The sequence below is a fragment of the Candidatus Saccharibacteria bacterium oral taxon 488 genome (genome assembly GCA_010202465.1).
Lineage (GTDB): Bacteria > Patescibacteriota > Saccharimonadia > Saccharimonadales > Saccharimonadaceae > Nanosynbacter.
On record CP047919.1, the window covers coordinates 178517 to 204037 of the forward strand.

The following is a 25521-nucleotide window of genomic DNA, read 5'->3' on the forward strand; positions in this document are numbered from 1 at the left end:
ATGAAATTCAAACACGGCACTCGCCGCCGAGCGGCAGAATATGAGAAGGACTGGGTACAGCGATGGAAGGACGACGATACATTCAACAAATCGGTTGAAAATCGGCCAGCTAATAATTCCTGGGTGTTTTATGACGGGCCGCCATTTTTGACTGGTACGCCGCATCATGGGCATTTGTTGGTGAGTACTGTTAAGGATACGATGGGTCGCTTCCATACCATGAAGGGTCAGCGAGTTGAGCGCCGCTGGGGCTGGGATTGTCACGGATTGCCGGCTGAGGTTTATGTTGAAAAAACACTTGGCATTGCTAATAAAAAAGAAATCGGTACGAAGATTAGCGTCTCAGATTATGTAAAGGAATGCCGTGCGGCTATGGTGCGAACTGGCACTGAGTGGGAAGATACAATTGAGCGAATCGGCCGCTGGGTTGAGTTTAAGGGTGCTTATAAAACCATGGATAATAATTACATGGAATCAGTTTGGTGGGCGTTTAAGAAGCTCTATGAAGAGGGTAAGATTTATGAGGGCGAGAAAATTCTAATCTATTGCACTAAGGATGCTACGCCAATTTCCAAAAGCGAGGTGGCGATGGAAAACAGCTACCAGATGGACACCGACCCAAGCTTGTTTGTCTATTTCAAATTAGAAGACGAAGATGAATATTTGCTTGCCTGGACGACGACACCGTGGACTTTGCCAGCGAATATGGTGGTGGCAATCAACCGAGATGTTGACTATTCATTGGTGGCGTACGGCGATAAGAAATTCTATATCGCAAGTGATGCTATCGAAAGAGTTATGACCGATGAAAAACATCAGCCGCTTGAATATTCGATTGTCAAAACGATAAAAGGCTCGGAATTGGTGGGCAAGCGATTTGAGCCGCTGTTTGAGAACCGCGGTCCAAACGCTCATAAAGTGCTGCATGCTGATTTTGTGACGACCGATGACGGTACAGGACTGGTGCACATTGCGCCGGCTTATGGCGAAGACGATTATGAACTATGCCGCAAGCATGACGTGCCGGTTTTGTCGTTGGTAGATGGTGATGGTAACTATACTGAGGGTAGATGGCTCGGTCGTAATATCTGGGAGGTCAATAAAGAGATTGCCAAGACATTGTTGGAGGAAGGCCGAGCGCTAAAGATTGACTATATTCGCCATGAGTATCCGCATTGTCACCGCTGTGGCACGAAGCTGATGTATAGAGCGCATCCGAGCTGGTTTATGGATATTCAAAGTCAGAAAAAAGAAATGCTGGAGGCGAACGAGCAGACTCATTGGACGCCAGATAATCTGCGGACGGGGCGGTTTCATAATATTATTGAGCAGGCGCCAGATTGGAATTTGAGCCGTGATCGCTATTGGGCAACGCCGATTCCAGTGTGGAAAGGCGTCAAGAATGACGGCACGGAAGTTGTCAAGGTGATTGGTAGTTTTGCGGAGTTTGAAGAGCTGACGGGGAGTAGGCTGGATGATTATCATTTGCCGCAAGTGATGGACGTGACATTTGAGTGCGATGGTGCGGAAATGCGGCATATCGGTAAGGTGCTCGACTGCTGGTTTGAGTCTGGCTCAATGCCGTTTGCTCAGTTCCATTATCCGTTTGAAAACAAGGAAAAATTTGAAGCGAGTTTTCCAGCCGATTTTATCATTGAAGCGATTGATCAGACCCGTGGTTGGTTTTATAGTTTGACAGCGGTCAATGTGGCGTTATTCGGTAAGTCGCCGTGGAAAAATTTGATTTGTACTGGATTCATCAACGCGGCAGATGGCAAAAAGATGAGTAAGAAGTTAAAAAACTACACCGATCCGATGGAATTAATGGATAAAACGTCGGCTGATAGTTTCCGTTTTCTCATGCTATCTAGTCCGTTGACAAATGGTGAGAACTTTGCGCTAGCGGATAAGGATGTCATGGATGTGGCGCGTAAGCTCAGTATGATTTGGAACATGTATGATTTCTTCACGATGTACGCGGAAGTTGACGGTTGGGAATTTAATGGCGAGCTGAAAGATCCACTCGGTGAGTTGACCAATCCGTTGGATATTTGGATTGTTAGCCGTTTACATCGATTGGTGATGGATGTTGAAAAGGGTCTTGATGATTACAATTTGCAAGACGCCACTAAGCCGATTTTGCCATTCCTTGATGACGCGTCCAACTGGTACGTGCGCCGCAGCCGCCGCCGCTTCTGGAAGTCTGAGGATGATGGCGATAAGAACGATGCTTATCGCACGCTACATTACGTGCTGGTGCGCCTGAGCTATATTCTGGCGCCATTTACGCCGTTCTTGGCGGAGGAATTGTATCATAATTTGACGGGCGACGATGAGTCGATTCATCTGAAGGATTGGTTGCCAGCGGGCGAGGTGAATGAGCAGGTACTGGCCGACATGGCTCGGACGCGTGAATTGATCAACAATGGTCTTAGTTTGCGTATGAAACAGGATGAGCACCAAGCATCAATCAAGGTTCGCCAACCGCTGCAATTTGCGGCATATGCAGGTGTGAAGCTGGCTGAGTACTACGAGCAAATCATGGCTGAGGAGCTCAATGTTAAGGAGATTCGCTGGATTGAGAATTTAGACGAGCACTTGGCTGATTATGAGGTGACCGAGGGCGTGATCAAGCCAGAGAATTGGATCGAAATTAGCAAACAATTGACGCCCGAGCTCAAACGCGAGGGCCTGATGCGTGAAGTCATTCGTCACGTGCAGAGCGCGCGCAAGAAGGCGGGATTGCAAGTGGACGATCGGATTATGCTACAGCTGACGACGAATGACGAGCAGCTCCGCCAAGCGATCGATGAGCATGCTGAGGCGATTGCTACTGAGACGCTGGCGGTGTTTGGCGAGGTACATGACAATCAGTCGACAGTGACGGTTGAAGGGGCTAAGCTCGAGATTGCTCTTGCTGTTGTAAAATAGTCATCATAATAAAAGTTGCGACCTCAAAACTAATGTGTGGCAAGCGTTTGCTCGGTCTCGCGCTGATCGGACATTCATGACCTTGGCGATCGCCATACAACGCGGTACAATGGGTTTATGTGTAATCTAGCAGTTCTCAGTCAGTTACTCTTTTTTGCGCGAGCTGGTGGTGGCGGGTCAAGTTCTGGCGGTGGTGGTGGCGTTGTCCTTTTCGGGATACCGATGGTAATTGCAATTTCGGCAAGTGGTTTTGTGAAAAGAGCCACTCAGTCAAAGATGGCCGCCATAGCGGTCGGGTTTTTGGCCGGCCTACTCGCCAGCTTGTTCTACCTACTCGGCGGTGTTGTTATATTTATCCTGGTGGCCATCTTGGCATTAGTCGGTGCGATTATCGGGGCGTTCACGGATAAGATCAGCCGTTTTCGTAAGGGCAGTGAGGCCGCGCAGCAAGCCGTCCGACAAGCGGCGGCTCAGGACAGCGCTTGGAACGAACAGGGTATTGTCAATTATGCAACAACGGTGTTTAATCGGTTTCAATATGATTGGGAGCGGATGGATTTGCCATCAATTCAGCAATACGTCACGCTGAATTATGCGCGGCACATTGGACTAATGTTGTATGCCTTACAACAGATGGGGCGAGTCAATCGCATGAAGAATGTGGCGATCAGTGAAGCGATTATCACCCGGGCGTATGATGATGCGAATGATCAGAATGACCGAGTAAGTGTGAGTTTTGTTGCCTCGGCAAATGATGAGCTGGTTGACGTGGCGAGTGGTGCGGTGCTACATCGTGATACGGGCGAGTTTGGTGAGCAGTGGAACTTTGTGCGCTCGGGTGATGGCTGGCTACTGGATAGTATTGATCAGGAAACGGAAGATCCCGCCCAGCTTGTTGCCTCTATGCAGCAGTTTGCAGCGCAATACGACATGTACTTCAGTCCGGACTGGGGGCGGTTACTGCTACCAACTTGCGGTGAATTATTCAAGGGCGGTTTTAAGGGCACTGATATCAACAACCATATCATTGGATTCTGGACGGGCAATTTATTGGTGCAGCTATACACCTATGTGGCTGACGCTTCAAATACCGATTCGGCGGCTACGTACATCATTGGACAGGTCAATCTGCCAAAGTCGTATGGCGGAATTTTGGTGGAGCGTCGGGATTCACGTTTTTTGAAGCGGTTCAGGGCGCCGTCGGGTTATAAAAAGGTAGAACTGGAGTGGGGTGACTTTAACAAGCGCTACCAAGTCTACGCCACCGATGAGAACCAAGTGACGAGCTTTGAGCTGCTCAATCCAAGTTTCATGGCCTGGTTGTACGATCAGGACATTAAGGTTAATATTGAGGTGGTAGATAATATCGTTTATCTCTATGCCAAAATTTCTGCGGGCGAGATGCGCTACGCGGAGATGATGGATATTTTGCAGAAATCACATAAAGAACTCAAGATGTAAGGAGGAAATATGATTACCAAAGCTATTATTCCGGTCGCTGGTTGGGGCACACGAATGCTACCAATTACTAAATCAATTGAAAAATGCATGCTGCCAATTGGCAATCGACCGCTGATTGATTATGTGGTGCAGGACTGCTTGGCGGCTGGTGTGCGCGAGCTGATTTTTGTGGTTGGTGAGCAGAGTTCACAGCTGGAGAGCTATTATCGGAGCAATATTTTGCTCAACGATTATTTACGGAGCAAGGGCAAGGATGACAAATTGGCTCTAGTGGCACCAATTGATGCGAAGCTTCACTTTGTGACGCAGCCGAGCTACGGTAAGTATGGCTCGGCGGTGCCGGTAGCTTTGGCGGCTGATTATCTCGAGGATGGTGAGTCGGCAGTGGTGCTGATGGGTGATGACTTTATGTATAATGCCGATGGCTCAAGCGAAGTGGCGCGGCTATTGGCGGCGACGCCAGACGGTCAATGTAGCCTGCTGGCTCAGGAAGTACCGGGCGATGACATTAGTCGGTACGGGGCGATTGTGATAGACGAGGCTGGTAATTTTGTAGAGATCGTGGAAAAGCCAAAGCCAGAAGAGGCGCCGAGTCACTTTGCCAACATCGGTAAATACGTCCTCACCAAGAAAGTTATCCAGTCTTGTGCTGATGTTGAAATATCGCCGCGTGGTGAGTATGAGTTAACTGATGCAGTCAGTAATTATGCGCGAGCTGGTGGCGTCGTCAAGGTTGTGCCGGCAGTGGGCATGCATCTTGACGGTGGTAATGTCGAGGGCTGGCTGCACGCAAACAATGTGGTATGCGGTCGGTCAGGGTCGTGTTCGTGTAATTGATTTTAGGATGATAGCACAGCGCCGGCGAGGTAAAGAAACTGGGGCAGTATTGATTTGTTGGTGCGTCTCTGGTACAATGGAACGGATTGAAAACTAATTTTTAAGGAACGAAATGAAAGCAGTCGTAAAAATCTCTGGCAAGCAATACATTGTCAGCGAAAAAGAGTCCCTCTTGGTGGATCTCCTCCCTGAAGGCACAAAAGAACTCACTCTCGACGCACTTTTAGTGATTGATGGTGATAAAACAACAGTTGGCACACCAACCGTAAAAGGTGTGGTAGTGAAGGCAAAGGTTGTTGAAGCAGAAGTTAAGGGTGACAAGGTCCGCGTTATCCGCTACAAGAGCAAGAAACGTGTCCACAAAGAAACGGGTCATCGCCAGAAGTACACCAAGATTGAGATTACCTCGATCAAATAACCGATGAATTAGCATACCGCCCCGTGATGAGGGCGGTATTTTTATGGCCGAAACTATGGTACAATGAGGTAAGCAGAAGGGGTATCGATGACGAAGATTATTGCGGTGACAAATCAAAAAGGTGGCGTCGGCAAGACGACGACTTCAATCAACGTGGCATATTTTTTGGCAAAAGCCGGTAAGCGGACGCTGATCATTGACTTTGATCCGCAGGGAAATGCCACCAGCGGTCTCGGTATTGATAAGCAAGAACTGGGCGCAACGATGACCGAGGTGGTAACTGGTCAGACGGCCTTGAATAATATAATTATTCAGACCGACATCAAGAACCTATCAATCGCACCGGCCACGTCGCACCTAGCAAATACCGAGGTTGAACTGGCCCAAGCCGAGGGGCGGTTTGTGCGGCTGCGCCAGGCGCTGGCGAGCCTCGCTGGGTATGATTATGTGATCATTGATAGTCCGCCGAGTCTGAGTCTGCTGACCGTGAATGGGCTGATCGCAGCGCAGTACGTTCTATTGCCAGTGCAGGCAGAGTTTTATGCACTCGAGGGGCTGGGGCAGCTGATGGAGACGATGAAGTTGGTCCGCAAGGGGCTCAATCCACATCTGCGGCTACTTGGCGTGGTGACCACCATGGTTGATTCGCGAACGACTCTATCAAGCCAGGTGTACGATGAAATTAAAAAGCATTTTGCTGATACGATTTTCAAGACGACGATTCCGCGTAACATTCGCCTTGCCGAGGCGCCAAGCCATGGCGTACCAGTTGGCGTGTATGATCGTTTCTCAAAGGGCTCGCGAGCCTACCACGCGCTGACCAAAGAAATTATCGAGAGGATTGAAGGATGAAAAAGGGACTTGGGCGGGGATTTGATTCGCTGATACCGACAAATTTGTTTGACGAGGCTTTTGACCCGACGGCTGGTCAAGATGCGACAATGTCGCAATTACGTCAGATACCAATTACCGATATTACGCCAGATCCAGACCAGCCGCGGCGGTTCTTTGATGAGGAGGCGCTGCGTGAACTGGCCGATTCGATCCGTCGTCATGGCGTGGTGCAGCCGATCGTCGTGACGCCACGTGGGGCACAATTCATGATCGTGGCTGGCGAGCGGCGCTGGCGAGCGGCGCAACTGGCTGGATTAGTAGAGATGCCGAGCATCATTCGCAGTTTAAGCGATCAGCACCGATTGGAGGTGTCGCTGATCGAGAACTTGCAGCGACGCGACCTCAATCCGCTGGAGACGGCGACGGCCTACATGAAGCTACGCGACCAGTTCAATATGACGCTGGAACAAATCGGCCAGCACGTTGGCGGTAAATCAGTCAGTGCTATTAGTAATACGCTGCGCCTCTTGAAATTACCGAGTGTGGTGCGGACGGCGCTGTTTGAAAATAAGATTTCTGAAGGGCAGGCGCGAACGTTAGTGGGGCTGCCAGATGACGTGGTGGAAGATTTATTGCAGCAAACGATTCATCAGGGCTGGAGCGTGCGCAAGCTCGAGCAGATGATCGCTGCCTGGAAGCGGGCACAGCAGTCGTCGGGCCCCGCGCCAACTCCAAAGCCAGCCCGCTCGCCGCACGCCTCGTCGGTAGCGCGCCTGTCGAAAAAACTCCGTGCTGACATCACGGTTCGTACCAGTAAGCGCGGTGCTGGTCAGATTATCATCCCGTTCAAAGATCAAGCAGATTTTGAGCGGATCCGCGACTTGATTGGCTGACTATTAAAACCCTCTGATCTGTGTGAAGGGGAAAATGCGGGCGATGACCGGCCCGACGATGTCGTACAGCGGAATGTTGCCCATGCAGTTACGCGAGTCACACGAAAAATTACCCTCACGATTATCACCCATCACGAAAACCGTCCCCTCGGACACCTTGGTATCAACATCGCCAGAGGTGGGCGACTTTGGTTCGTTTTTGTTGACGGTTGTATCAGGGTTAAAGCCGTTCGGATGTTCACTGTTATAAACGGTGACAACGCCGTTTTTGACGGTGACGCGCTCACCCGCGAAAGCAATTACCCGTTTGACGATATATTCGTCGTGACCTAGGGTTGGATTGTAATTGGGATTTTTAAAGACGATAATTTGGCCGCGCTTGGGGATATACTGCTGATTTTGAAGCTGTTTAATGGTGACTGATAGTCGGTCGACGATCAGGCGGTCGTTGGTGTGCATGGTGTTTTCCATACTTGGACCTTGCACGCCAAAGCTACGAAAAACAAAGGTATTGATCAAAATTGTTCCGATGATTACCCCGATTACAAAAATAATCAGTCCCAGACTGTCTCTCAGGCGCGGGTGTCGATCGAGAAAGTGAGCATCCATCCGCCTTATTATACATGGTTTGGCGGCGAAAACCAAAAGCTTGATCAATAGAGAAGTGTGCTATAATAAGGAGCAGTGAAAATTTCAAATAGGAATTCGGTCGATGGATTTGTACCGCGGAGGGCTCAGCGGTCTCGTTTGGGTGGTGTATCGCCGGAGCAGGTAGCTGCTCATCCTCGTCAGGCGGAGCAGCCTACCCCGCAGATACTTGGCCGGCAGCCGATCCAATTACCGCGCCAGTCACTGTCACAAGCTGATCGGGTGCGCCTCGCGGCTTCGTCAACTGCTGATATCGACGAAGATATTAGCAATTCGCTCAAAGATCTTGACATCCAAAAGCCCGAAGCACCCCGTGAAAAGCGCAAGAAATCGCATAAAAAACGTCGCAAGCTAAAGATTATTATCCTGGTGATCGTGGCGCTGATAATTCTGGTGGGTGGATTTTTGCTGTACAAGGCGTGGGTCAATGCGGGGCGAGTGTTTGGTAGCGGTAATCTGATTGACTTGTTTCAGAATCAACCACTGAAAATGGATGCACACGGGCGGAGCAATATGCTGATCCTCGGTACGACGGATGATGATCCAGACCATCCGGGCGCAACGTTGACCGACTCAATGATGGTGCTGAGTGTTGATCAAAAGAAGCACGATGCCTATATGTTTAGTATTCCGCGCGACTTATACGTGCAGTTTGGGCGAGTTTGTAATTCTGGTCGTGCCGGCAAGATTAACGAATATTTTGACTGTGTTGCCAAGGGTAATGATGAACAGGCTGAAAAGAAGCGGATAGATGCCAGCCGCGAGTTTGTTGGCAAGATTTTTGATATGGATATACAGTACGTAGCACACGTTAATGCTCAGGTAATCAAGGACGCGGTTAATGCGGTTGGTGGTGTGACGGTGAATGTTCAGAGCGACGATCCACGAGGTGTGTTTGACCCGAGCGTCGACTGGATGTGTCGGGAGAAGGGACTGTCAGCGGAGCAGCGGAAACGGCGCTGTCCGACGGGGCATTACATTCATTTCAAGAATGGGCCAAATGAGATGGACGGTGACAAGGCGCTGTATTTCTCGCGAGCGCGTGGAGCGCTGGGCGGTTCGTATGGGCTGGACAAGTCGAACTTTGACCGCGAGAAAAACCAACAGTTGGTGCTGATGGCGCTCAAGAACAAGGCAGCCTCGACAGGCACGCTGACTGATCTTGGCAAGGTGACGGCGCTGATGGACGCCATGGGCAAGAATCTGCGCACTAACGTTGATGCCAAGGAAGTCCGTACGGTGATGGATGTTGCTTCCAAGATCAAGGATACGGACATTCACCGCCTCAGCTTTATTGAAAAAGATAATGTCCTGCTTGGCACGAGTAGTGTTGGTGGCGCCAGTGTGGTCGTGCCGACAGCTGGCCAGTTTGATTATTCGCAAATTCGATCGTTTATCAAGGTGGAAATATACGGTGATGCACTTGCCAAGGAAAAGGCGCGCGTCCTGGTGCTCAATGGCAGTGGCGTGGTCGGAGCCGCCAAATCCGAAGCTGATCGCCTAAAGGCGGCATCACTCAACGTGGTGAGCGTTGGCAATTCACCACAGAAAATTACCGAAAAGTACAGGGTTTATCAGCTGGAGTCAGGCAAGTCCAAGCAGGCTTCTGCCAACAAGATTAAAGAACTGTATGGTGTAACATTAACCGAAGGCAAACCGCCATTCAACCTGCCAGCTGAGGCTGACTTCGTGGTGATAATCGGGCCGTAATTTGGTATAATAGGGTGGCAATGGAGTTTCTGAAAAAAACAGCCAGGCGACGGTCGCTTCTCAGTAATATCGCTTATTATGCACTCAATTTAGGGATGGTGGCAGTCTTGTTCTGGATGTCGCAGGAGATTCATTATCCGTTGGCGGCGATTGTGCTGGTACTCTTAAGCAAGTGGCGGACATTGTCGGTGCGCCCTAAGTTTTGGCTAACGAATATTCAAGGAAGCCTGGTTGACGTGGTGGTTGGTCTCGGTGTGGTGGCGCTGATGTATGCGCCGCAGGCGACGCTGGTGCTACGAATTGCGCTAGCGGTATTTTATGCGATATGGCTTGTCGCTATCAAGCCGCTATCAAAGCGCTGGCAGATGACATTGCAGGCGGGTCTCGCGGTATTTATCGGCACGGCAGCACTGTTTGCAGTGTCACACGAATGGCCAGCCGCGGTGGTTGTGCTGTGTGCGCTAGTCATTGGGTATGGCACGGCTCGGCATTTCCTATCGACGTTTCGTGAGGAGCAGATTACTGTACTCAGTCTAGCCTGGGGGCTGGTGTTTGCGGAGATTGGCTGGCTGGCGCATTACTGGACGTTTGGCTATGCGCTGCTCGGGGTGAATGCGCTGCAACTACCGCAGGTGACGATTATCTTTACGCTGCTATCATTCGTAGCCGAACGTATTTATACTTCTTGGCATAAGCATAAGACGATTGTTATTGCTGAAGTTGCTGGCCCAGCTGTCTTGGCGTCGGCGCTCATCCTGACCATTTTACTATTCTTTAACTCGGTGACACTATAAATTATAAAATTGGAGTAAACCTATGGAGCAAGAAGCGAATCTAACCAACCAGCCAAAACCGAACCGCCGCAAGAAGATTGCGCTGATAAGTATATGTATCATTGCGGGCATATGGCTGGCGTTTGGTTCAGCGGCATTTGGGTCGTGGTTAACACTTCAGTTGACGAAGCAATCTCCGCAGCCAGTGGCTGATGGCAACCGGGTTATATCGCGAGACGAAGCCGATGTTAGCGAGGTGGTGCAGCGTGTTTCTAAAAGCGTAGTCTCAATTGTTACAACCAAAAACGGTCGATCCTTTTCGTATAGTGACGTGCGGCAGGGTGCTGGTACGGGCATTATCATTAGTAAGGACGGCTATATTTTGACAAATAAACATGTTGTCAAGGACGCTGATCGTGTTGAAATTGTGAGCAGCGACGGCACGCAATATACTGATGTTAAGTTTGTTGGAGCTGACCCACTCAACGACGTGGCATTTCTCAAGATTAACGGCGTTAATGATCTGCCAGCGGCCACCCTGGGTGACTCAGGTACCGTTCGTGTCGGTCAGAAAGTGATTGCAATCGGCAACTCATTGGGTCGTTACCAAAATACCGTGACGATGGGTATTATCTCGGGCAAGGGTCGGCCGGTTCAGGCGTCCACTAGCGAGCGGAGCGGCGAAGCCGAGAGCTTGACTGATTTGCTCCAGACCGACGCCGCGATCAATCCGGGAAATTCTGGTGGGCCACTCCTCAATATGTCGGGCCAGGTTATCGGTGTTAACACAGCGATCGTTTCAGATGCACAAAGCGTAGGTTTTGCGATTCCGATCGGTGCTGCCAAGGGGCTAGTCCGCAGCGTATTGGCATCTGGTAAAATTCAGAAATCGTATATCGGTGTGCGATATATCGCTATCACGCCTGAAGTGCGTGCCGAGTATAAACTATCCGCCAAAAGCGGCGCCTATGTCGGTGGTTCACGCGACAAATCGGCGGTCGTCGCTGGCGGGCCGGCAGATAAAGCAGGCATCAAGGACGGCGACGTCATTACCAAGGTGAATGACAAGCTGATCGGCGAGCAGGGCGGCCTCGGTAGTCTTATTTCTGAGTTCTTGCCGGGCGAGACAGTAGAGCTGACTATCCTGCGCGACGGCAAGGAACAGAAGGTCAAGCTAACGCTTGGTGCTTACAAGGTGTAGGACGATGATAAAGCCGCGCGTCTCTACCTCGTGAAGGCCGTGCTGCCTTGCTTGATGGAGAATTGCCTGGTGCTGTCGCGGGTCGGCTTCCAGAAAAAGCAAACCATCTGCCGTCAAGTGGCGCGGCGCTTGCTCAATGAGTGTCTCGATCAACCTCAGCCCATTGTCCGCTGCAAATAACGCTTCAGCGGGTTCGTGACGCAGTTCTGGCGAAACATCCCAGTCTCGGTCGACATACGGCAGATTAGCCAAGATATAATCCACCGGCTCAATCTGCCCGGAAAGGAGCGATTGTTGCTGCAGCGTCACCCGCGCCTGCAAATTGCTCGCGTTTTTCTCGGCAATTTTTATGGCTCGTGGACTAATGTCCGATAAAATAACCCGCAGGGACGGTCGCTCTAGCGCCGCTGTAATACCGAGGCAGCCCGAACCAGTACCAACATCAATCAGCGTCTTTGGCGCGATTTCACCGGCTGTCAGCGCCAAGAACAGAATAATCATCTCCTCCGACTCCGGCCGCGGCACCAGGACAGCTGGCGAAACAATAAATTTCCGTCCGTAAAATTCCTTACAGCCCAAAATATACGCCAGCGGCACTCGGTCGAGGCGCAGGCTCAGCCTGGCGTCAGCGATATCAACCCGCCGCGGGTCAATCTCCTCATCCAGGTGTGCGTGAAGGTACGTCCGGTTCTTCCGCAGGGTGTTAGCCAGTATCAGCTCGGCGTCCAACCGCGCCGATGTGATACCGATAGCTTTTAACTGTTTAGCGGCGTTCTTTAGCCAGGTTGCTATATTCATGTTGTTAATTATACTACATAGCTAGGAATGAGTAAAGTGGTTGCGGTTGCAAAATAGCTAGAAAGTTGTAAAAAGTATTGACAAATTAAGAGAGAGAGAGTAATATACGATTCGTGCAACAAATTATATTTTTAAATGAAAGGATGTGAACACGTGGCACATTATAATCCTGACTACTATAATGGCTATGACAGCAGTCTCTATCTTACTGACGACCCAAATGATTTTGAACTTCAACAGGATCTTTTTCTTGAAGAGGGAGAGAAGTACCTTGAAGGAGTGGATACAGGCTTTACTAAGCTCCCCATCTCAGCCCCTCCTGGGTTTGATGGTCCCGAGTTGGACGCGAGGCGTAGGGCCCGCCTAGTGAAAGAATCAGACAGCAAGGATCATGCTGCTGCTGGTCTGCCTGAACCACTTTACCACGCTTCTCAGCAGGTACGGGAAGAGATTATTGCGCAATTGAAAGAGATCCATGAGAGAGAAGATGCCGAGGGAATAATGTACCCTAAGCGGGAACGGCAGATACTCGCAAGAATTGCCCTATTACGCAATGCAGATGACAGCCAATAATTAATTAATGGGTAAGCGGGTCACGCTAGGTAGTGTTCTGCGCCTTCAACTCCCGCTCATACCGCTGTAATTGCTCAATCAAATCGTCAATATCCCCGTTCATCGCCGCGGGGATATTGCTGCGGCTGTAGTGGATGCGGTGGTCGGTGATGCGGTCTTGCGGGAAGTTGTAGGTGCGGATTTTTTCGGAGCGGTCGCCAGTGCCGACTAATGAGCGCCGTTCAGCGCTTAATTTGGCGTTTTCTTCGTCAATTTTCATTTGCAGCAGCCGCGAGCGCAGCACGCTCATGGCTTTTTCGCGGTTCTTAATCTGTGATTTCTCGTCTTGGTTAGTGACGACGATACCAGTTGGTAGGTGAGTGATGCGCACCGCCGAGTCGGTGGTGTTGACGCTTTGGCCGCCATGGCCGCTGGAGCGGTAGATGTCAACGCGTAGGTCGCTTGGATTAATTTCAACGTCGGCTTCCTCGGCCTCTGGCAGTACCGCCACGGTGACGGTGGAGGTGTGGATGCGGCCTTGGCTTTCGGTGACTGGCACACGCTGGACGCGGTGGACGCCGCCTTCAAATTTCAATTTGGCGTATGGCGCGTCGCCCTTGACCATGAAAATGACTTCTTTGTACCCGCCGGAGTCGTTGGCAGATTCACTGATGAGCTCAGTTTTGTAGCCATTTGCTTCACACCAACGTAAATACATACGGTACAATTCCGCCGCGAACAATGATGCTTCGTCGCCGCCAGCACCGGCGCGGATTTCTATGATGATATTCTTCTCATCATTCGGGTCTTTTGGTGTTAGTAGGATGAATAATTCTTCCTCCAGCTCTGACAGGCGCGCTTCAGTCTCAGTGATTTCAGCTTTTGCCAATTCTGCCAATTCGCCGCCGTCATTCGCTAATTCCTTGGCGTCACGTAGATTTTGCTCCAACGTCGCTCGCTCATCGCCCTTGGCAATAAGCGTCTCCAGCTCTGAAAATCGCTTATTTTTACTCGTGAAGTCCGGCGAGCCATACGCGTCGGGACGCGCCAAAAAATCACCCAGCGCCGCCCGCTCCGCCTTCAACGCCTCGAGGTCGAGAGAGATTTTTGTCATATGGATTATTATAGCATATTGGTGGGGGTGGCGGGCCTACTAGTAAAATACTGATAATGGCGTAGGGATACTTGACAAATAAAGAAAAATAAAGTAAAGTGTAGACTATTAAATACATTACATATTGCAGTAGCAAAGAGAAGGAAAATAAAAAGTATGGGCAAATTATTACAAGCAACACGACGTATGGTCAACGAAGCTTTCGGGACAAACTTTGGGCGGGTTCGTAATGTCGAGAAGGCCTGGGAGATGGCACAAGAAGAAAATGCTGAACATGCACGCCGGCAGACAGAAAGGAAGTTAGCGAGTTTAGCCCTTGACGAGCCGCGCATAGCAGAACTAAAAAATGGCTCAGGTCTCCCGGAGACAAAGGTGGGGTCTCCTGAGTTCATTGCTAAGATGTTTGAAAAGGCCGGCGAGTACATGTCAGACAAGGAGGGTGGTACCTCGACAGAGAAGTGGCTACCAATGATGTACGACCTTCCGTCTCTAGCTGAAGAGATGACAGTGAATCAGGTTTCGTGTTACGGTGATTTTATTGCTAGGGGACCCAACGGTGGACCGATTATCGGTATGGTTGAGGAGCGTAGCGTTGGGGGTACGGATCATGATGCTCGGCGCGTTCGCACCTCAACCGCTTATGATCCTACGACGGGCTTGATAAAGGAAGTTGAACTCACAAATCACCTAAAAAGGGAAAAGAATGGTCGCAGGTATACCGGTGATTATGAGGTGATAAAAACTGACGGTAAGATACGATGGATTTTGCCCGATGGTACCGTCGAATGTGTTGATACTGATGAAAATGGCGTGCGGCAACCAGGTACGTTGTATCGGAGGGATGTGGGAGAGCTGGCGTATCTACGGAGACTCGAGTGCATGATGGAGCATTTTGATACCAAACCCGAAGCACCTAGTAAGGGTTAGTGTAAAATTCAATGTAGTCTCATCGTAATAGCTCCGCCTCGACGGAGCTATTACGTTAATGTCAAAAATATTGATAAGTTGGGGCTATTTCTTAACCTTCTTAGTTTTTGCCTTAGGTGTAGCTGCTTTCTTCTTCGTGTCGTCTGTGTCATCATCTGCTACCTTGGCAGCTTTTTTGGCGGCAGCCTTCTTGGCTTTGTTTGCTAGGGCTGTCTTGCGAGCCTCAGCGGCTGCTTGGCGTGCCTTGAACCGGTCAACACGACCCTCGGTGTCGATGATCTTTTCTTCGCCGGTGAAGAATGGGTGCGAGGCGCTAGAGATGTGCACCTTGACGAGTGGATAAGTTTTGCCATCTTCCCAAACGATGGTATCCGTAGTTTGCGCTGTTGACTGTGTCAAGAACGCGAAGCCCGCTTGATCGTCGCTAAATACGACCGGGCGATAGTTCTGTGGGTGAATACTGCTTTTCATAACCTTGGTATTTTAGCAAAAAAGTATAGGTATTGCAAATACCGCCGTCAGCGTAGTCGCATGATGGAGCTGCCCCCGCTGTTTGGTAAGGGCCGTTCAACAATTATGCTTGTAAATTATTAAAAAATATTGTTATGTACTTGACAAATCAAGAGAGAGAGTATAGTTGACTCCGATAGCTAAAAACCAAGGAGTTACACGACATGGATAAGGAAAGGCAGCCAAATATTTGGGGTGGGCATAATCTCAACCGGTTGGCAGAGGAAGCGTTTCGGCGCAATGAGGAAAAAGAGAAGGCGCAGGCTGTTGGTGAAATACTAAATTACCCCGACCGTAATGAGGCAAATACTATAGGTTTTCTATCTGAGAACACATTGTCGCGCCTTAGCTGGGCACTTAGCAAGGTTTTTGAAGTGAACTTCGCTTCTGGTTCTTGCGATACTGTGAAGGTAAAGCTGTTTAATCCCCACGAACGTGTCGTCGACAACTCTCTTGTCGTGCCAATGGAAGTAAATACTTCAGTTGTAGCACTTGATGCTTATGGGCCTGGCTCTGTTGGACGAGACGGGGCAAAGGTTGGTTCGATTTTATTATTTAAGCTGTCGGCTCGCCTTATTGATGAGCCGGTGCCGGATATGACGGCAAAGGACTTAGCGTGGGGTGATAATTGTACGTATGGTGTTCTTGTGGGCGATAGCGCAATTGACTATTTTGAGATTGTTCAAACGAGTGGCGATGTCGTTCAGTCAGAGCTGCGCCGTAAGGATCCAACAGAGGAGAATGGTCAATCTGTCGAGGCGCAAGTCGTGACGCCGGGGCAGGATAGACTTATTGTTAACGAGCTTTCCTCTTCAAGTAATGAGGCACTTGAACTCGAGCAAGAGTTAGATAAGTTCATAGTGTCTCGCTCTGCTCAGTAACGGATTGCTTTTGGTGTCGACTCGTGTTAAAATGACGAGGTAACTAAATATAACGACACAGCCCGTCGCAGCTCCAAAAGTGGCGGGCGAGGAAAAAGGAGTAATCTAATGTCTGTAACAGTAGACATGAAAGCTTTGTTTGAAGCTGGTGTTCATTTCGGACACAAAACCAGCCGCTGGCACCCAAAGATGGCGCCATACATCCATTCAAAACGCCAGGATAGCCATATCATTGATTTGGCAAAGACAGCTGAGGCGCTAGAGAAGGCGCTGCCGGAGCTGACAAAAATCGCCGCTAGCGGTAAGAAGGTACTGTTCGTCGGTACGAAAAAGCAAGCTAAGGACGTGGTGCGCCAGGCGGCCGAGAGCATCAATCAGCCGTACGTGGTTGAGCGCTGGATCGGCGGTATGCTGACCAACGGCGCAACAATCGCTCAGCAGATCAAGAAACTGAAGAACCTCGAGAAGCGGATGGCGTCGGGCGATCTGGAGAAGCGCTACAACAAGCTAGAGGTGCAGCGTTTCCAGGAGGAAATTGACAACCTGAATTTCAAATACGGCGGTATTAAGAACTTGATGGGCAAGCCGGGCGCCGTGGTCGTGGTTGACGCGCTGACTGATGCGAATGCAGTGCGCGAGGCGGAGACTTTGGGCATCCCAGTATTTGCCGTGGTTGATACCAATGTCAATCCAACGGGTATCAATTACGTTATCCCAGGCAACGACGATGCGATCAAGAGCATCCAGCAGCTGCTTGACTACTTCACGGCGGCGGTAGCTGAGGGTGCGGGTAGCGTGAAGGCTGAAGAAAAACCAGTGAAAAAAGAGGAGAAATAGGATGGGAGTTTCAGTTGACGACATTAAAAAGCTGCGCGAATTAACTGGCGTGGGCTTGACTGATGCAAAGAAGGCGCTGGTCGAGACTGATGGCGATTTTGACAAGGCGCTGGAGGCGATGCGTAAAAAAGGCTTGACCAAGGCTGAGAAAAAGGGTGACCGCGAAGCGCGTGAAGGCCTGATCGAGGGTTATGTACACTCGGGCCGAATTGGCGTGGTGGTTGAGGTGAACTGCGAGACTGATTTTGTGGCACGCTTGGATGATTTCAAGACGTTGGCGCACGAAATCGCTATGCAGATTGCAGCGATGAGTCCGAAGTATGTTTCTGAGACGGACATTCCGGCTAAGGAAATGGAGCGAGTGAAGGCAGAGCTGATGGCCAGTGAAGCACTCGCAAGCAAGCCTGAAGAGATGCGCGAAAAAATCGTTGAAGGTCAATTGAAAAAGCATTTTGTCGAACAGGTGTTGATGAGCCAGGCATATATCTTAGATGACTCTAAGACAGTTGAGCAGCATGTCAAGGAAGCAATCGCTAAGCTTGGCGAGAACATCGTGGTGCGCCAGTTCAGGCGAATCGAGCTGGGTGTGAGCGAGTAGCTCTGAGCTTATTCGGGTGTCGTTCATATCTAGCTAGACCCCCGGTGCTAGCATATTGATCCGTAAGGGTGTTAAGATTTTATGTGTTGACAATATATTAAATCTGTGATAGTATAGAGCATAAGATTAACTACAGTGATATTAAAACATATGAAGAATATGAGGTCTGTATGCATAAAATGAGCCCCGAATCAAGCGTAAGAACATCCTACACTGGCCACATGATTGATGGGTGGGGGAGCCTCTCTGAAAAAGGGGCAGACTCTACTACTCCTGAACAGGATGGCCGTAATGGGGTGATGGCTATCGAGACAACCACCGATAAAAATAATCGAAAGTTTGCAGAAATTCCTGGGTATGAAGAGATCCGCCGACAGATTATTGATAGTAATGTATCTCATTCAGGGGAAACGGACGGCTGGAGCGCTGCTGTGTCACCAGAGAACGAGACTCAAGGATGGGTTGATCCGTTTGAGCAAACACCAGGTGGTCGTCGAGAGTCTTTGGCAAAACGAATTGTTGGTGGTCTGAAAGGCTTAGGAGAAAAACTAGCAAATCATGGCGGAGCGGCAAAGAGAAAGATTGGTGAAGTATTCAATAAGGCAGCTGAGACCGGGAAGAGTCTAAAAGAGACTATCGGTCAGGCTGCTCAGAGTGCTAAGGAGCGTCGTGCTGAACGCCGTCAGCAACGCGAGGAGGCTCGCGAGGACCGTGAAAATGAGTTGGCTACAAAAAGGCAGGAGCGTCAGGAGCGGGCCCAGAAGCGCAAAGAGGCGGCAGGCGAACGCCGCGAGGTGGCTAGGAATGACAGAAATGCTGAAGTTGAGGATTTGCGAAAAAGGGCTGGACTCAGGGAAGAGATCGCGACTATAGAAGGTGAGCAAAGTGGTATTAATACAGAAATTGCTGGAACAAAGGCAGAGATTGAGGCAATGTCGAGTGGCGAACTGGCGGCTGCGTTTGAGCAACTGACAACGGCGCGTAAAGCGTATAGGGATAGCGAACACCTGGCTGATTCTACTGAAGGTCAACGACTGGCATTAGCAGTGAGTATAGCGGAAGGTGCATGGCAAGCCGCAGCTGGTCGAGTCAATATGCGTAAGCTCGATTTGCAAGGACTTGAGGCGGAACGGCAAAGTCTTGAGGGTCAGCGCCAAGAGGCTCTCGATAAGATTCGTGAGATAAATGAGCAGCGAGGTGAGCGCATAACGGCTGCCAAAGAAAGGAAGGTGACACGCCGCGCGGCGCGCCAGGAAAAGCTGGCGGGTGTAAAGGAGGTGATCGGTGATGGTTTTCAGTCTGCTGGCAAGCGGGTCAGTGCCACTGCCGATCGGTTAGGTAGGGCGGCTGGCCGTGCAACCGAGCGAATCGGTGAGATGCGCACTACCGTAGCGCAGCGACTGCGGGATATCGGTAGCTACCTATCACGTCCGTTTGCTTTCATGGGGCGTAAGACAAAAGAAACGCTCACGGCAACAGGTGACTTCACCCGACGGTTCGGCAGGGCAGCGGTTGCAGGTCATATAGCGTTCACACAGGAGATGCAAAACCCGAATTCTAATGTAGGTGATAGAGTCTAATCCTAACGAGATAAATAGTAGGCAACTTGTTGAGGAAATTGATACGACGGTTGAGATAACTAATAAAATAAAAAAAGGATAGTTTATGAATAACGACAATACACCACAGGTTAATCTTGATGAAGCGTTGATTACGGTCGGTCGGCTACGAGAGATGGGTATTAATCTGCCAGAACAGCAGTTGCAAGAGTTGGCTGTTCACGTGCAAGATACGATTAATGAGCGGATTGGCGAGGAGGCTGTAGAGTCTCTAACAGGTGAACAGCTGGAAGAATTAATCACAATGCAGGATAATGGTGCACCGGGCGATCAGATTAGTGAGTGGTTGCGTACACGAGTACCGGATTACGAGCAAATAGTTGAAGATAATACTATGATTGTACTTGGCGAAGTCGCCGATGACATTGATGCAATTCAACAACCAAAACCTGAAGCCGAGCGAGAGTGAATAATATCGTCACGCTTAGCTTAGCATGATACATCCCGCCAAAATGGCGGGATTTTAGCGCGTTGAGACTATCAAACAATCATCCCTCTGGTGGCGGGCGTCAGTGGTGGTGACGATGAATTGATGATGTTGGATGGTCTCTTGGAGGAGTTTTTCGCGAGTGGCATCTAGTTCAGAAAACACATCATCCAGGAGGATGAGCGGTCGCGATTGGCTGACCTTCGTTTGTAGTTCCAGCTCAAGCAGCTTGAAAGCCAGCATAATGGTACGCATCTCGCCGCGCGAGGCGACCTTGATGGCTGGCTGGCTGTGGAGGAAAATCGTAAAATCTTCGCGGTGCGGGCCGGCCGAGGTGTGGCCTGTAGCGATCTCATAGTCGCGGGCGCGCTGCAGGCGGTCGAGAAGTGCTTGTTCGTATCGATCAAGCGATGCACTGGCTTGATAGGCGGCTGCAAAGGCTATTTCGTATCCTGCCAGCGCTGCATATAAACTACTCAGCGCCGCCTCGTGCTTAGCCAAGAATTCAGCGCGGGCTTGGGCGATGTGAGTCGCTAGCTGGACGAACTTAATATCCCAGGCAAAAAGATGATCGCGCCAGTTTTGGGTCGTCTCGTGGGGGTGTTTGAGTAGTTCATTGCGCTGGAGCAAGGTTCGATGAAAGGCGCGGAGTGTGGCTTCGTATTGAGCATCCAGTCGAGACAATATACCGTCCAGAAAATCCCGTCGCCGCGATGGTGAGGAAGAGATGAGTCGTAGCTCGCTTGGCTCAAACAGAACGACTGGCAGGCGATGTTTACGGGGAAGGAGTTTGCTGTGGCTATCGCTAATCGTAAATTCTTTGCTTATCGTGCCGTCGGCTGTGCGGAGCAGCTGGAGGCGTCGAGAGGTGTTGTTGGTTTCGAGGTGGATGATGGTTTGCGTTTGGTCGTGCTGCATACAGTCGGCGAGGCTGCCGCGAAAGCTGCTGCCGCGGAGGGCTACGTATATCGCTTCGAGCAAGTTTGTCTTGCCCGTACCGTTTGGTCCAACGATGACGGTGCCGCCTGGCGCCAGTGTCGTCTCATAAAGGCCGTAGGAGCGAAAATGATATAGTTTAATGTGTGTTATCACTGATGATAATTATATCACGCGGCTTCTTCTGGCGAGGTTAGTTCCGCATAGGGATCGGCTACCCGTCGGAGATTTTTTTGATCCTCTGGATCAATGAGCTCTGGATGAGAGAGAATGCTATGTTTGATGTGGGTTTCACGCAGCGAAAGGGGACGTTGCATGTCTCTATATTCGGGCGGTAGGTCTTGCTCGCTGCCACTAGTAATATCGTTTTTGATGACACATTCCCATGTGTCGGGCACGCTCTCGATGAGCTTGACATGGTGAGTGCCGGTGACGCCCAAGTAATCAATAGGCATTGGCGGAAATTCAATGGTGGCTCGTGGCGTCTCGGGGTGCTCCTCTATATACCAGGCTTCTGCACGGCGGATGGTGAATTCCTGTCCCTCGTATCTAACTTTTACGGCCTTGAAGCCGTCGGAGCGTTCTTTGTCGGCATCAAGAGTGTCGTTGTTTTCAGCGGCGATTGCGGTAGCCTCATCAAAGAATTGATTACTCTCGTCTTGGTCGCCTGGTGTTTTCACGTCGCCAGTAGGCTCGTTGATACCATCCGGGAGATTACCGTAAAGGTCTGCATTATAGCCACTGTTGCGTGCTGCAATTTCCTCAGGGTTAAGCGGCGGCTCTTTCGTCTCATCAGTTCGCTTTAGTCGCTCAATATCGTAGGCCATCTTCTAAGTTTCTGTTTAATTATACGTTAACGTTTTGATTTTAGCATGAATATTTGGATAAGTCAAGCAGACAACCCCGTCAACAGTCTGCTATAATGGATGACAGATAACGGGAGGAAATATGTTTGACACACAACCATATGAGGATAAAATGGCGCAGGCGTTTAGTCATTTTCAGGACGAGCTGAAAAAGGTGCGGACAGGCCGGGCGCACGCCGGGATGCTGGACGGCGTGATGGTGGAGGCGTATGGGACGCGGATGCCGTTGAACCAGGTGGCAAATGTGACGGCGCCGGAGGCGCAGATGCTGCTGGTGACGCCGTTTGATCCGAGTAATATTACGGCAATTTCGGCAGCGATTCGCGATAATCAGAGCTTGGGCTTTAATCCGTCCGATGACGGTCGGGTGGTGCGGGTGCCAGTGCCGGCATTGACTGAGGAACGCCGCAAGCAATTAGTCAAGCAAGTGAGCGAAAAAGTCGAAGAGGCGCGGATCGCTATGCGGACAATTCGTCAGGACGCCCTGAAGGAGGCCAAGCGTATGAAAGACGCCAAGGATCTCGGTGAGGATGATTATAAGCGAGTCGAGAAGGAAATTGATGCGCTGATGAGTAAGGTGCAGGCACAAATTGACGAAGCGTTTAAGGCAAAAGAAAAGGATGTGTTGACGGTTTGATGAATCAGACGTTTGCCGAGCGCGTGAAAGAGTTAGGGCTGCCGCTGGATCAGATTATCATCATCGGCAGTGGTATTTTGGATCAATTAGGAATTCGTCAGTCCACTGATATTGACGTGGCGGTTGACCGGGCGACATTAGAAAAGATTGCTGGTGATAGCGACTGGGCCGAAAAGCTTGATACAAACCAACGCCGGTATTTGGTGAAGTGTGATGGATCGGCCGAGATCTGGGACGGCTGGGAGATTGATGGGCGAATTGTTGAGTATGACGAGCTACTGGACTACGCGGTGGAATATGACGGTGTGAAGTTTGTTAATCTAGATTTTCTGCGGCGCTGGAAAAACTGGCGCGGGCGCGAAAAAGATATCCAGGATGTGAGGTTAATTGATGAGTGGAGGGCGAAACATGAGTGAAAAAACAGAATTGCCGAGGCACGTTGGCTTTATCGTTGACGGTAATCGTCGCTGGGCGAAGAAACACGGGCTGCCGGCTTATGAGGGGCACTTGGCGGGATACAACAGCCTGAAGGATGTGCTACTAGAGACGTTGCGCCGTGGCGTCAAGTATGCCAGCGCGTATGTGTTCAGTACAGAAAATTGGAAGCGTTCTGAGGAGGAGGTTGGGCATTTGATGGGTCTGCTGCTCAAGGTGCTGGAGTCAGACGTGCCGATATTTCTGGAGCACAATGTACGGATGCGGGTGATTGGCTCACGCGAGGGGCTGTCAGAGACCTTACGAAAAGCGATTGAGCGAGCCGAGGAGCGAACGCGGAATTTGACGGGTGGCGAGCTGCTTTTGTGTCTTAACTACGGCGGACATTTAGAAATTGCCGACGCAGTTAAAAAAATTGTTCAGTCGGGCGTGACAGCCGAAGACGTGACGCCAGAACTGATCGCTCAGAACTTGTATGCACCGGAAGTGCCGCCATGTGACCTCATCGTGCGAACAAGCGGCGAACAGCGATTGAGTAATTTTATGCTGTGGCGGGCGGCATACAGTGAGCTAATGTTTATCGAGAAAAACTGGCCGGATATGACGATAAAAGATGTGGAGTTCATTCTGGAAGAGTACAAAAAACGTAATCGGCGCTTTGGAGGGTAATAATGGTGTTCATTGGAATTTTGGTTGGGCTGATCATACTGGTTTTGCTGGTGGTGGTGCACGAATTGGGTCACGCGATCGTGGCGCGGCGTAACGGTGTGGTGGTTGAAGAATTTGGTATCGGCTTTCCGCCAGCTGCAAAAAAATGGCGGCCTAAAACGAGCTTTCTCGGCAAGAATGTGGTGTTTAGTCTAAACTGGCTGCCGCTCGGCGGGTTCGTCAAACTGAAGGGCGAATACGATTCTGCCGAAGGCGCGGGAACGTATGGCGGCGCTACTTTTTGGGTAAAGACCAAGATTTTGCTAGCCGGCGTGATGATGAATTGGCTGACGGCCGTCGTGTTGTTCATGATATTGGCGCTGGTGGGGATGCCAAAAATTTTACCACAGCAAGCGGTGCTGCCATTTGATTCACGGATGGAACGTTCGGCATTGACGGTGGCGCGAGTGACACCAGCCTCGCCGGCAGAAAAAGTTGGCCTTCAGCGTGGCGATGAAGTGCGCAAGATCGGCGATCATAGTGTGGCAACACCAGCCGAGCTGTCGGCAGCCACGAAAGCACAGGCTGGTCGCGAGATGACGATTGAGCTGGTGCGCGGCGGTCAGGTGCTCACCAAGCGGGTCAAATTGCAAACTGCCGACCAAGCAAAAAATGGCGGCTATCTCGGCGTCGGTCCGCAACAGACAGAAACGATTCACAGTACCTGGTCGGCACCAATCGCAGCAGTGGTGACCACGGGGCAATTGACGTATGAGACAGTGGCGGGCGTTGGCTCAATCCTCATAAAAACGATCAACGGGACGATCGGGCAATTATTTGGCTCATCAGAATCTCGCCAGGCGGCCAAGGCTGATCTGGCGGCAGTTGGCGAAAGCGTGGCTGGGCCGGTCGGCATCTTGGGCGTGTTGTTTCCGTCAGTGCTGAGTTCTGGTGTGACGCAAATTTTACTACTGGCGGCAATCATTTCACTGACGCTGGCGGTGATGAACGTACTGCCAATTCCAGCGCTAGACGGTGGGCGGTGGTTTACGATGGCGGGCTTTAAATTATTCAAGAAAAAATTGACCAAAGAGCGCGAGGAAACGATTCAAGGTATCGGTTTCTTGGTGCTAATGGCGCTGACGGTTTTAGTGACGTGGAGTGACATCGCGAAGGTATTAAGGGGGTGAATGTGAGGAAGTGGGCCAAAAAGGAAAATAGTCAGTCGACGACAAAGGGGCGGCTGAATAAACATAATTGGTGGCTGCTTATTGTGCTGCCAGTGTGGACGTATGCGGCGTTCTGGATGGCACAGTTAATTGTGCTCGGCCTAGTGTGGGCGCTTAGTCATGTTGGCGTGCCACTTGGTTCGGTGAATGAGGTGCTGCTGAACGCGACGGGATCGGTTGTTGTGTATGTACTGGCGGTGACCTTGGTGGTGGGCCTGCCGTTTTATATTCGTCGTCGCCGGACGACGCTGAAGGAAATGGGAGTGACCGATTGGCCGTCGTGGTGGGACGTGGTGATTACACCGGCAGCCTTTATTGTATACACGATTTGTTCAGCGGTGTTTTTAACAGTGGTGACTAAACTGATAGCAATTGATATTCACCAACCACAAGCACTACCATTCTCGCAGTCGATGCTTGGTACTCAGTGGCAATATATCGCCGCGTTTATGACGATAGCAGTGTTGGCGCCAGTGGCGGAGGAGCTACTATTTCGCGGTTATTTGTATGGTAAATTGCGGCGGACGGCACCAGTTTGGATGGCGGTTTTGATCACCAGCCTGACGTTTGGGGCAGCGCATTTGTGGGGAGGCAGCGGGTCATTGCAGTGGGCGGTCGCGGCAGACACCTTTGTGCTGAGTATTGTGATGAGCCTAGCGCGGGAGTATACCGGCGCAATTTGGGTGCCGGTTCTGATGCATATCGCGAAAAACAGCATTGCCTTTTATGCGCTATACGTTAATCCAAACCTTTTAGAGCAACTAAAGTCGGCGCTGCTGCCGCTTATCGGAGGAGTGTAAG

At 50.6% G+C, this 25521-nt stretch carries 27 protein-coding genes; 21 read left to right on the forward strand and 6 right to left on the reverse strand.

Going from position 1 to position 25521, the window contains the following annotated elements:
• The 6 genes from GWK76_00940 to GWK76_00965 all read left to right on the forward strand — a co-directional run bounded on the left by GWK76_00940 (nt 1) and on the right by GWK76_00965 (nt 7374).
• Nucleotides 1-2931 carry an isoleucine--tRNA ligase gene (locus GWK76_00940; protein QHU91895.1) on the forward strand — a complete coding sequence of 977 codons (2931 nt, stop codon included), beginning with the start codon at nt 1-3 and terminating at the stop codon, nt 2929-2931.
• Nucleotides 2932-3048: 117 nt separating this feature from the next.
• Complete coding sequence (locus tag GWK76_00945) at nt 3049-4392, forward strand: TIM44-like domain-containing protein (GenBank protein QHU91896.1); 1344 nt, start codon at nt 3049-3051, stop codon at nt 4390-4392.
• A 9-nt stretch (nt 4393-4401) separates the two neighbouring features.
• Nucleotides 4402-5229, forward strand: a complete 828-nt coding sequence (locus GWK76_00950; protein QHU91897.1) for an NTP transferase domain-containing protein — start codon at nt 4402-4404, stop codon at nt 5227-5229.
• A gap of 112 nt (nt 5230-5341) precedes the next feature.
• Nucleotides 5342-5647, forward strand: a complete 306-nt coding sequence (gene rplU, locus GWK76_00955; GenBank protein QHU91898.1) for a 50S ribosomal protein L21 — start codon at nt 5342-5344, stop codon at nt 5645-5647.
• Between the two features lie 87 nt (nt 5648-5734).
• Complete coding sequence (locus GWK76_00960; GenBank protein ID QHU91899.1) at nt 5735-6499, forward strand: AAA family ATPase; 765 nt, start codon at nt 5735-5737, stop codon at nt 6497-6499.
• The gene (locus GWK76_00965; protein QHU91900.1) at nt 6496-7374 is read left to right on the forward strand and encodes a ParB/RepB/Spo0J family partition protein; all 879 of its coding nucleotides are present in this window, start codon (nt 6496-6498) and stop codon (nt 7372-7374) included. The genes GWK76_00960 and GWK76_00965 overlap by 4 nt, the downstream gene beginning before the upstream one ends.
• Before the next feature lie 3 nt (nt 7375-7377).
• On the opposite strand, the gene lepB is transcribed toward GWK76_00965, so the two are convergent.
• Nucleotides 7378-7983, reverse strand: coding sequence for a signal peptidase I (lepB, locus tag GWK76_00970; protein ID QHU91901.1), 606 nt, complete (start codon nt 7981-7983; stop codon nt 7378-7380).
• A gap of 75 nt (nt 7984-8058) precedes the next feature.
• Between lepB and GWK76_00975 the strand changes: the two genes are divergently transcribed.
• From GWK76_00975 to GWK76_00985, 3 genes are read left to right on the forward strand one after another with little or no spacing between them, the layout of a single operon-like run.
• Nucleotides 8059-9732 (forward strand): hypothetical protein, encoded by a 1674-nt coding sequence (locus GWK76_00975; GenBank protein ID QHU91902.1) that lies wholly within the window; start codon nt 8059-8061, stop codon nt 9730-9732.
• 20 nt (nt 9733-9752) lie between these two features.
• The gene (locus tag GWK76_00980) at nt 9753-10526 is read left to right on the forward strand and encodes a hypothetical protein (GenBank protein QHU91903.1); all 774 of its coding nucleotides are present in this window, start codon (nt 9753-9755) and stop codon (nt 10524-10526) included.
• Nucleotides 10527-10548: 22 nt separating this feature from the next.
• Nucleotides 10549-11706, forward strand: a complete 1158-nt coding sequence (locus GWK76_00985) for a PDZ domain-containing protein (protein QHU91904.1) — start codon at nt 10549-10551, stop codon at nt 11704-11706.
• Here GWK76_00985 and prmC read toward each other — a convergent pair.
• Nucleotides 11680-12504: a peptide chain release factor N(5)-glutamine methyltransferase gene (prmC, locus tag GWK76_00990; protein ID QHU91905.1), complete on the reverse strand. Its 825-nt coding sequence runs from the start codon at nt 12502-12504 to the stop codon at nt 11680-11682. The two genes, GWK76_00985 and prmC, sit on opposite strands and share 27 nt — an antisense overlap.
• A 153-nt stretch (nt 12505-12657) precedes the next feature.
• Between prmC and GWK76_00995 the strand changes: the two genes are divergently transcribed.
• A complete protein-coding gene (locus GWK76_00995; protein ID QHU91906.1) occupies nt 12658-13077 on the forward strand; it encodes a hypothetical protein in 420 nt (139 codons plus the stop codon).
• Nucleotides 13078-13102: 25 nt separating this feature from the next.
• On the opposite strand, the gene prfA is transcribed toward GWK76_00995, so the two are convergent.
• The gene (prfA, locus tag GWK76_01000) at nt 13103-14170 is read right to left on the reverse strand and encodes a peptide chain release factor 1 (GenBank protein ID QHU91907.1); all 1068 of its coding nucleotides are present in this window, start codon (nt 14168-14170) and stop codon (nt 13103-13105) included.
• Nucleotides 14171-14326: 156 nt separating this feature from the next.
• Between prfA and GWK76_01005 the strand changes: the two genes are divergently transcribed.
• A complete protein-coding gene (locus GWK76_01005; protein ID QHU91908.1) occupies nt 14327-15097 on the forward strand; it encodes a hypothetical protein in 771 nt (256 codons plus the stop codon).
• Between the two features lie 84 nt (nt 15098-15181).
• Here GWK76_01005 and GWK76_01010 read toward each other — a convergent pair whose 3' ends face one another.
• On the reverse strand, nt 15182-15568 hold the full coding sequence (locus GWK76_01010) for a type B 50S ribosomal protein L31 (protein QHU91909.1): 387 nt from the start codon (nt 15566-15568) through the stop codon (nt 15182-15184).
• A gap of 203 nt (nt 15569-15771) precedes the next feature.
• Here GWK76_01010 and GWK76_01015 point away from each other — a divergent pair, with 203 nt between their 5' ends.
• The 5 genes from GWK76_01015 to GWK76_01035 all read left to right on the forward strand — a co-directional run bounded on the left by GWK76_01015 (nt 15772) and on the right by GWK76_01035 (nt 19951).
• Entirely contained in the window at nt 15772-16488 is a 717-nt protein-coding gene (locus GWK76_01015) for a hypothetical protein (GenBank protein ID QHU91910.1), read from the forward strand.
• 108 nt (nt 16489-16596) lie between these two features.
• On the forward strand, nt 16597-17325 hold the full coding sequence (gene rpsB / locus GWK76_01020) for a 30S ribosomal protein S2 (protein ID QHU91911.1): 729 nt from the start codon (nt 16597-16599) through the stop codon (nt 17323-17325).
• A gap of 1 nt (nt 17326) precedes the next feature.
• Complete coding sequence (gene tsf / locus GWK76_01025; protein QHU91912.1) at nt 17327-17923, forward strand: translation elongation factor Ts; 597 nt, start codon at nt 17327-17329, stop codon at nt 17921-17923.
• A 221-nt stretch (nt 17924-18144) separates the two neighbouring features.
• Nucleotides 18145-19503, forward strand: a complete 1359-nt coding sequence (locus tag GWK76_01030; GenBank protein ID QHU91913.1) for a hypothetical protein — start codon at nt 18145-18147, stop codon at nt 19501-19503.
• Between the two features lie 85 nt (nt 19504-19588).
• Entirely contained in the window at nt 19589-19951 is a 363-nt protein-coding gene (locus tag GWK76_01035; protein ID QHU91914.1) for a hypothetical protein, read from the forward strand.
• A gap of 54 nt (nt 19952-20005) precedes the next feature.
• On the opposite strand, the gene recF is transcribed toward GWK76_01035, so the two are convergent.
• Both recF and GWK76_01045 read right to left on the reverse strand, forming a co-directional pair.
• Nucleotides 20006-21061, reverse strand: coding sequence for a DNA replication and repair protein RecF (gene recF / locus GWK76_01040; GenBank protein QHU91915.1), 1056 nt, complete (start codon nt 21059-21061; stop codon nt 20006-20008).
• 14 nt (nt 21062-21075) lie between these two features.
• Nucleotides 21076-21732 (reverse strand): hypothetical protein, encoded by a 657-nt coding sequence (locus tag GWK76_01045; protein QHU91916.1) that lies wholly within the window; start codon nt 21730-21732, stop codon nt 21076-21078.
• Between the two features lie 121 nt (nt 21733-21853).
• On the opposite strand from GWK76_01045, the gene GWK76_01050 reads away from it, so the two are divergent.
• Genes GWK76_01050 through GWK76_01070 form a run of 5 tightly spaced genes read left to right on the forward strand, consistent with a single transcriptional unit; the run spans nt 21854 to nt 25520 of the window.
• On the forward strand, nt 21854-22408 hold the full coding sequence (locus tag GWK76_01050) for a ribosome recycling factor (GenBank protein ID QHU91917.1): 555 nt from the start codon (nt 21854-21856) through the stop codon (nt 22406-22408).
• Entirely contained in the window at nt 22408-22824 is a 417-nt protein-coding gene (locus GWK76_01055) for a hypothetical protein (protein ID QHU91918.1), read from the forward strand. Before GWK76_01050 ends, GWK76_01055 begins: the two co-directional genes overlap by 1 nt.
• Entirely contained in the window at nt 22817-23512 is a 696-nt protein-coding gene (uppS, locus tag GWK76_01060) for a di-trans,poly-cis-decaprenylcistransferase (GenBank protein QHU91919.1), read from the forward strand. Before GWK76_01055 ends, uppS begins: the two co-directional genes overlap by 8 nt.
• Before the next feature lie 2 nt (nt 23513-23514).
• Nucleotides 23515-24681 (forward strand): PDZ domain-containing protein, encoded by a 1167-nt coding sequence (locus GWK76_01065; GenBank protein ID QHU91920.1) that lies wholly within the window; start codon nt 23515-23517, stop codon nt 24679-24681.
• Nucleotides 24682-24683: 2 nt separating this feature from the next.
• The gene (locus GWK76_01070) at nt 24684-25520 is read left to right on the forward strand and encodes a CPBP family intramembrane metalloprotease (GenBank protein ID QHU91921.1); all 837 of its coding nucleotides are present in this window, start codon (nt 24684-24686) and stop codon (nt 25518-25520) included.
• Nucleotide 25521: the final 1 nt, after the last annotated feature.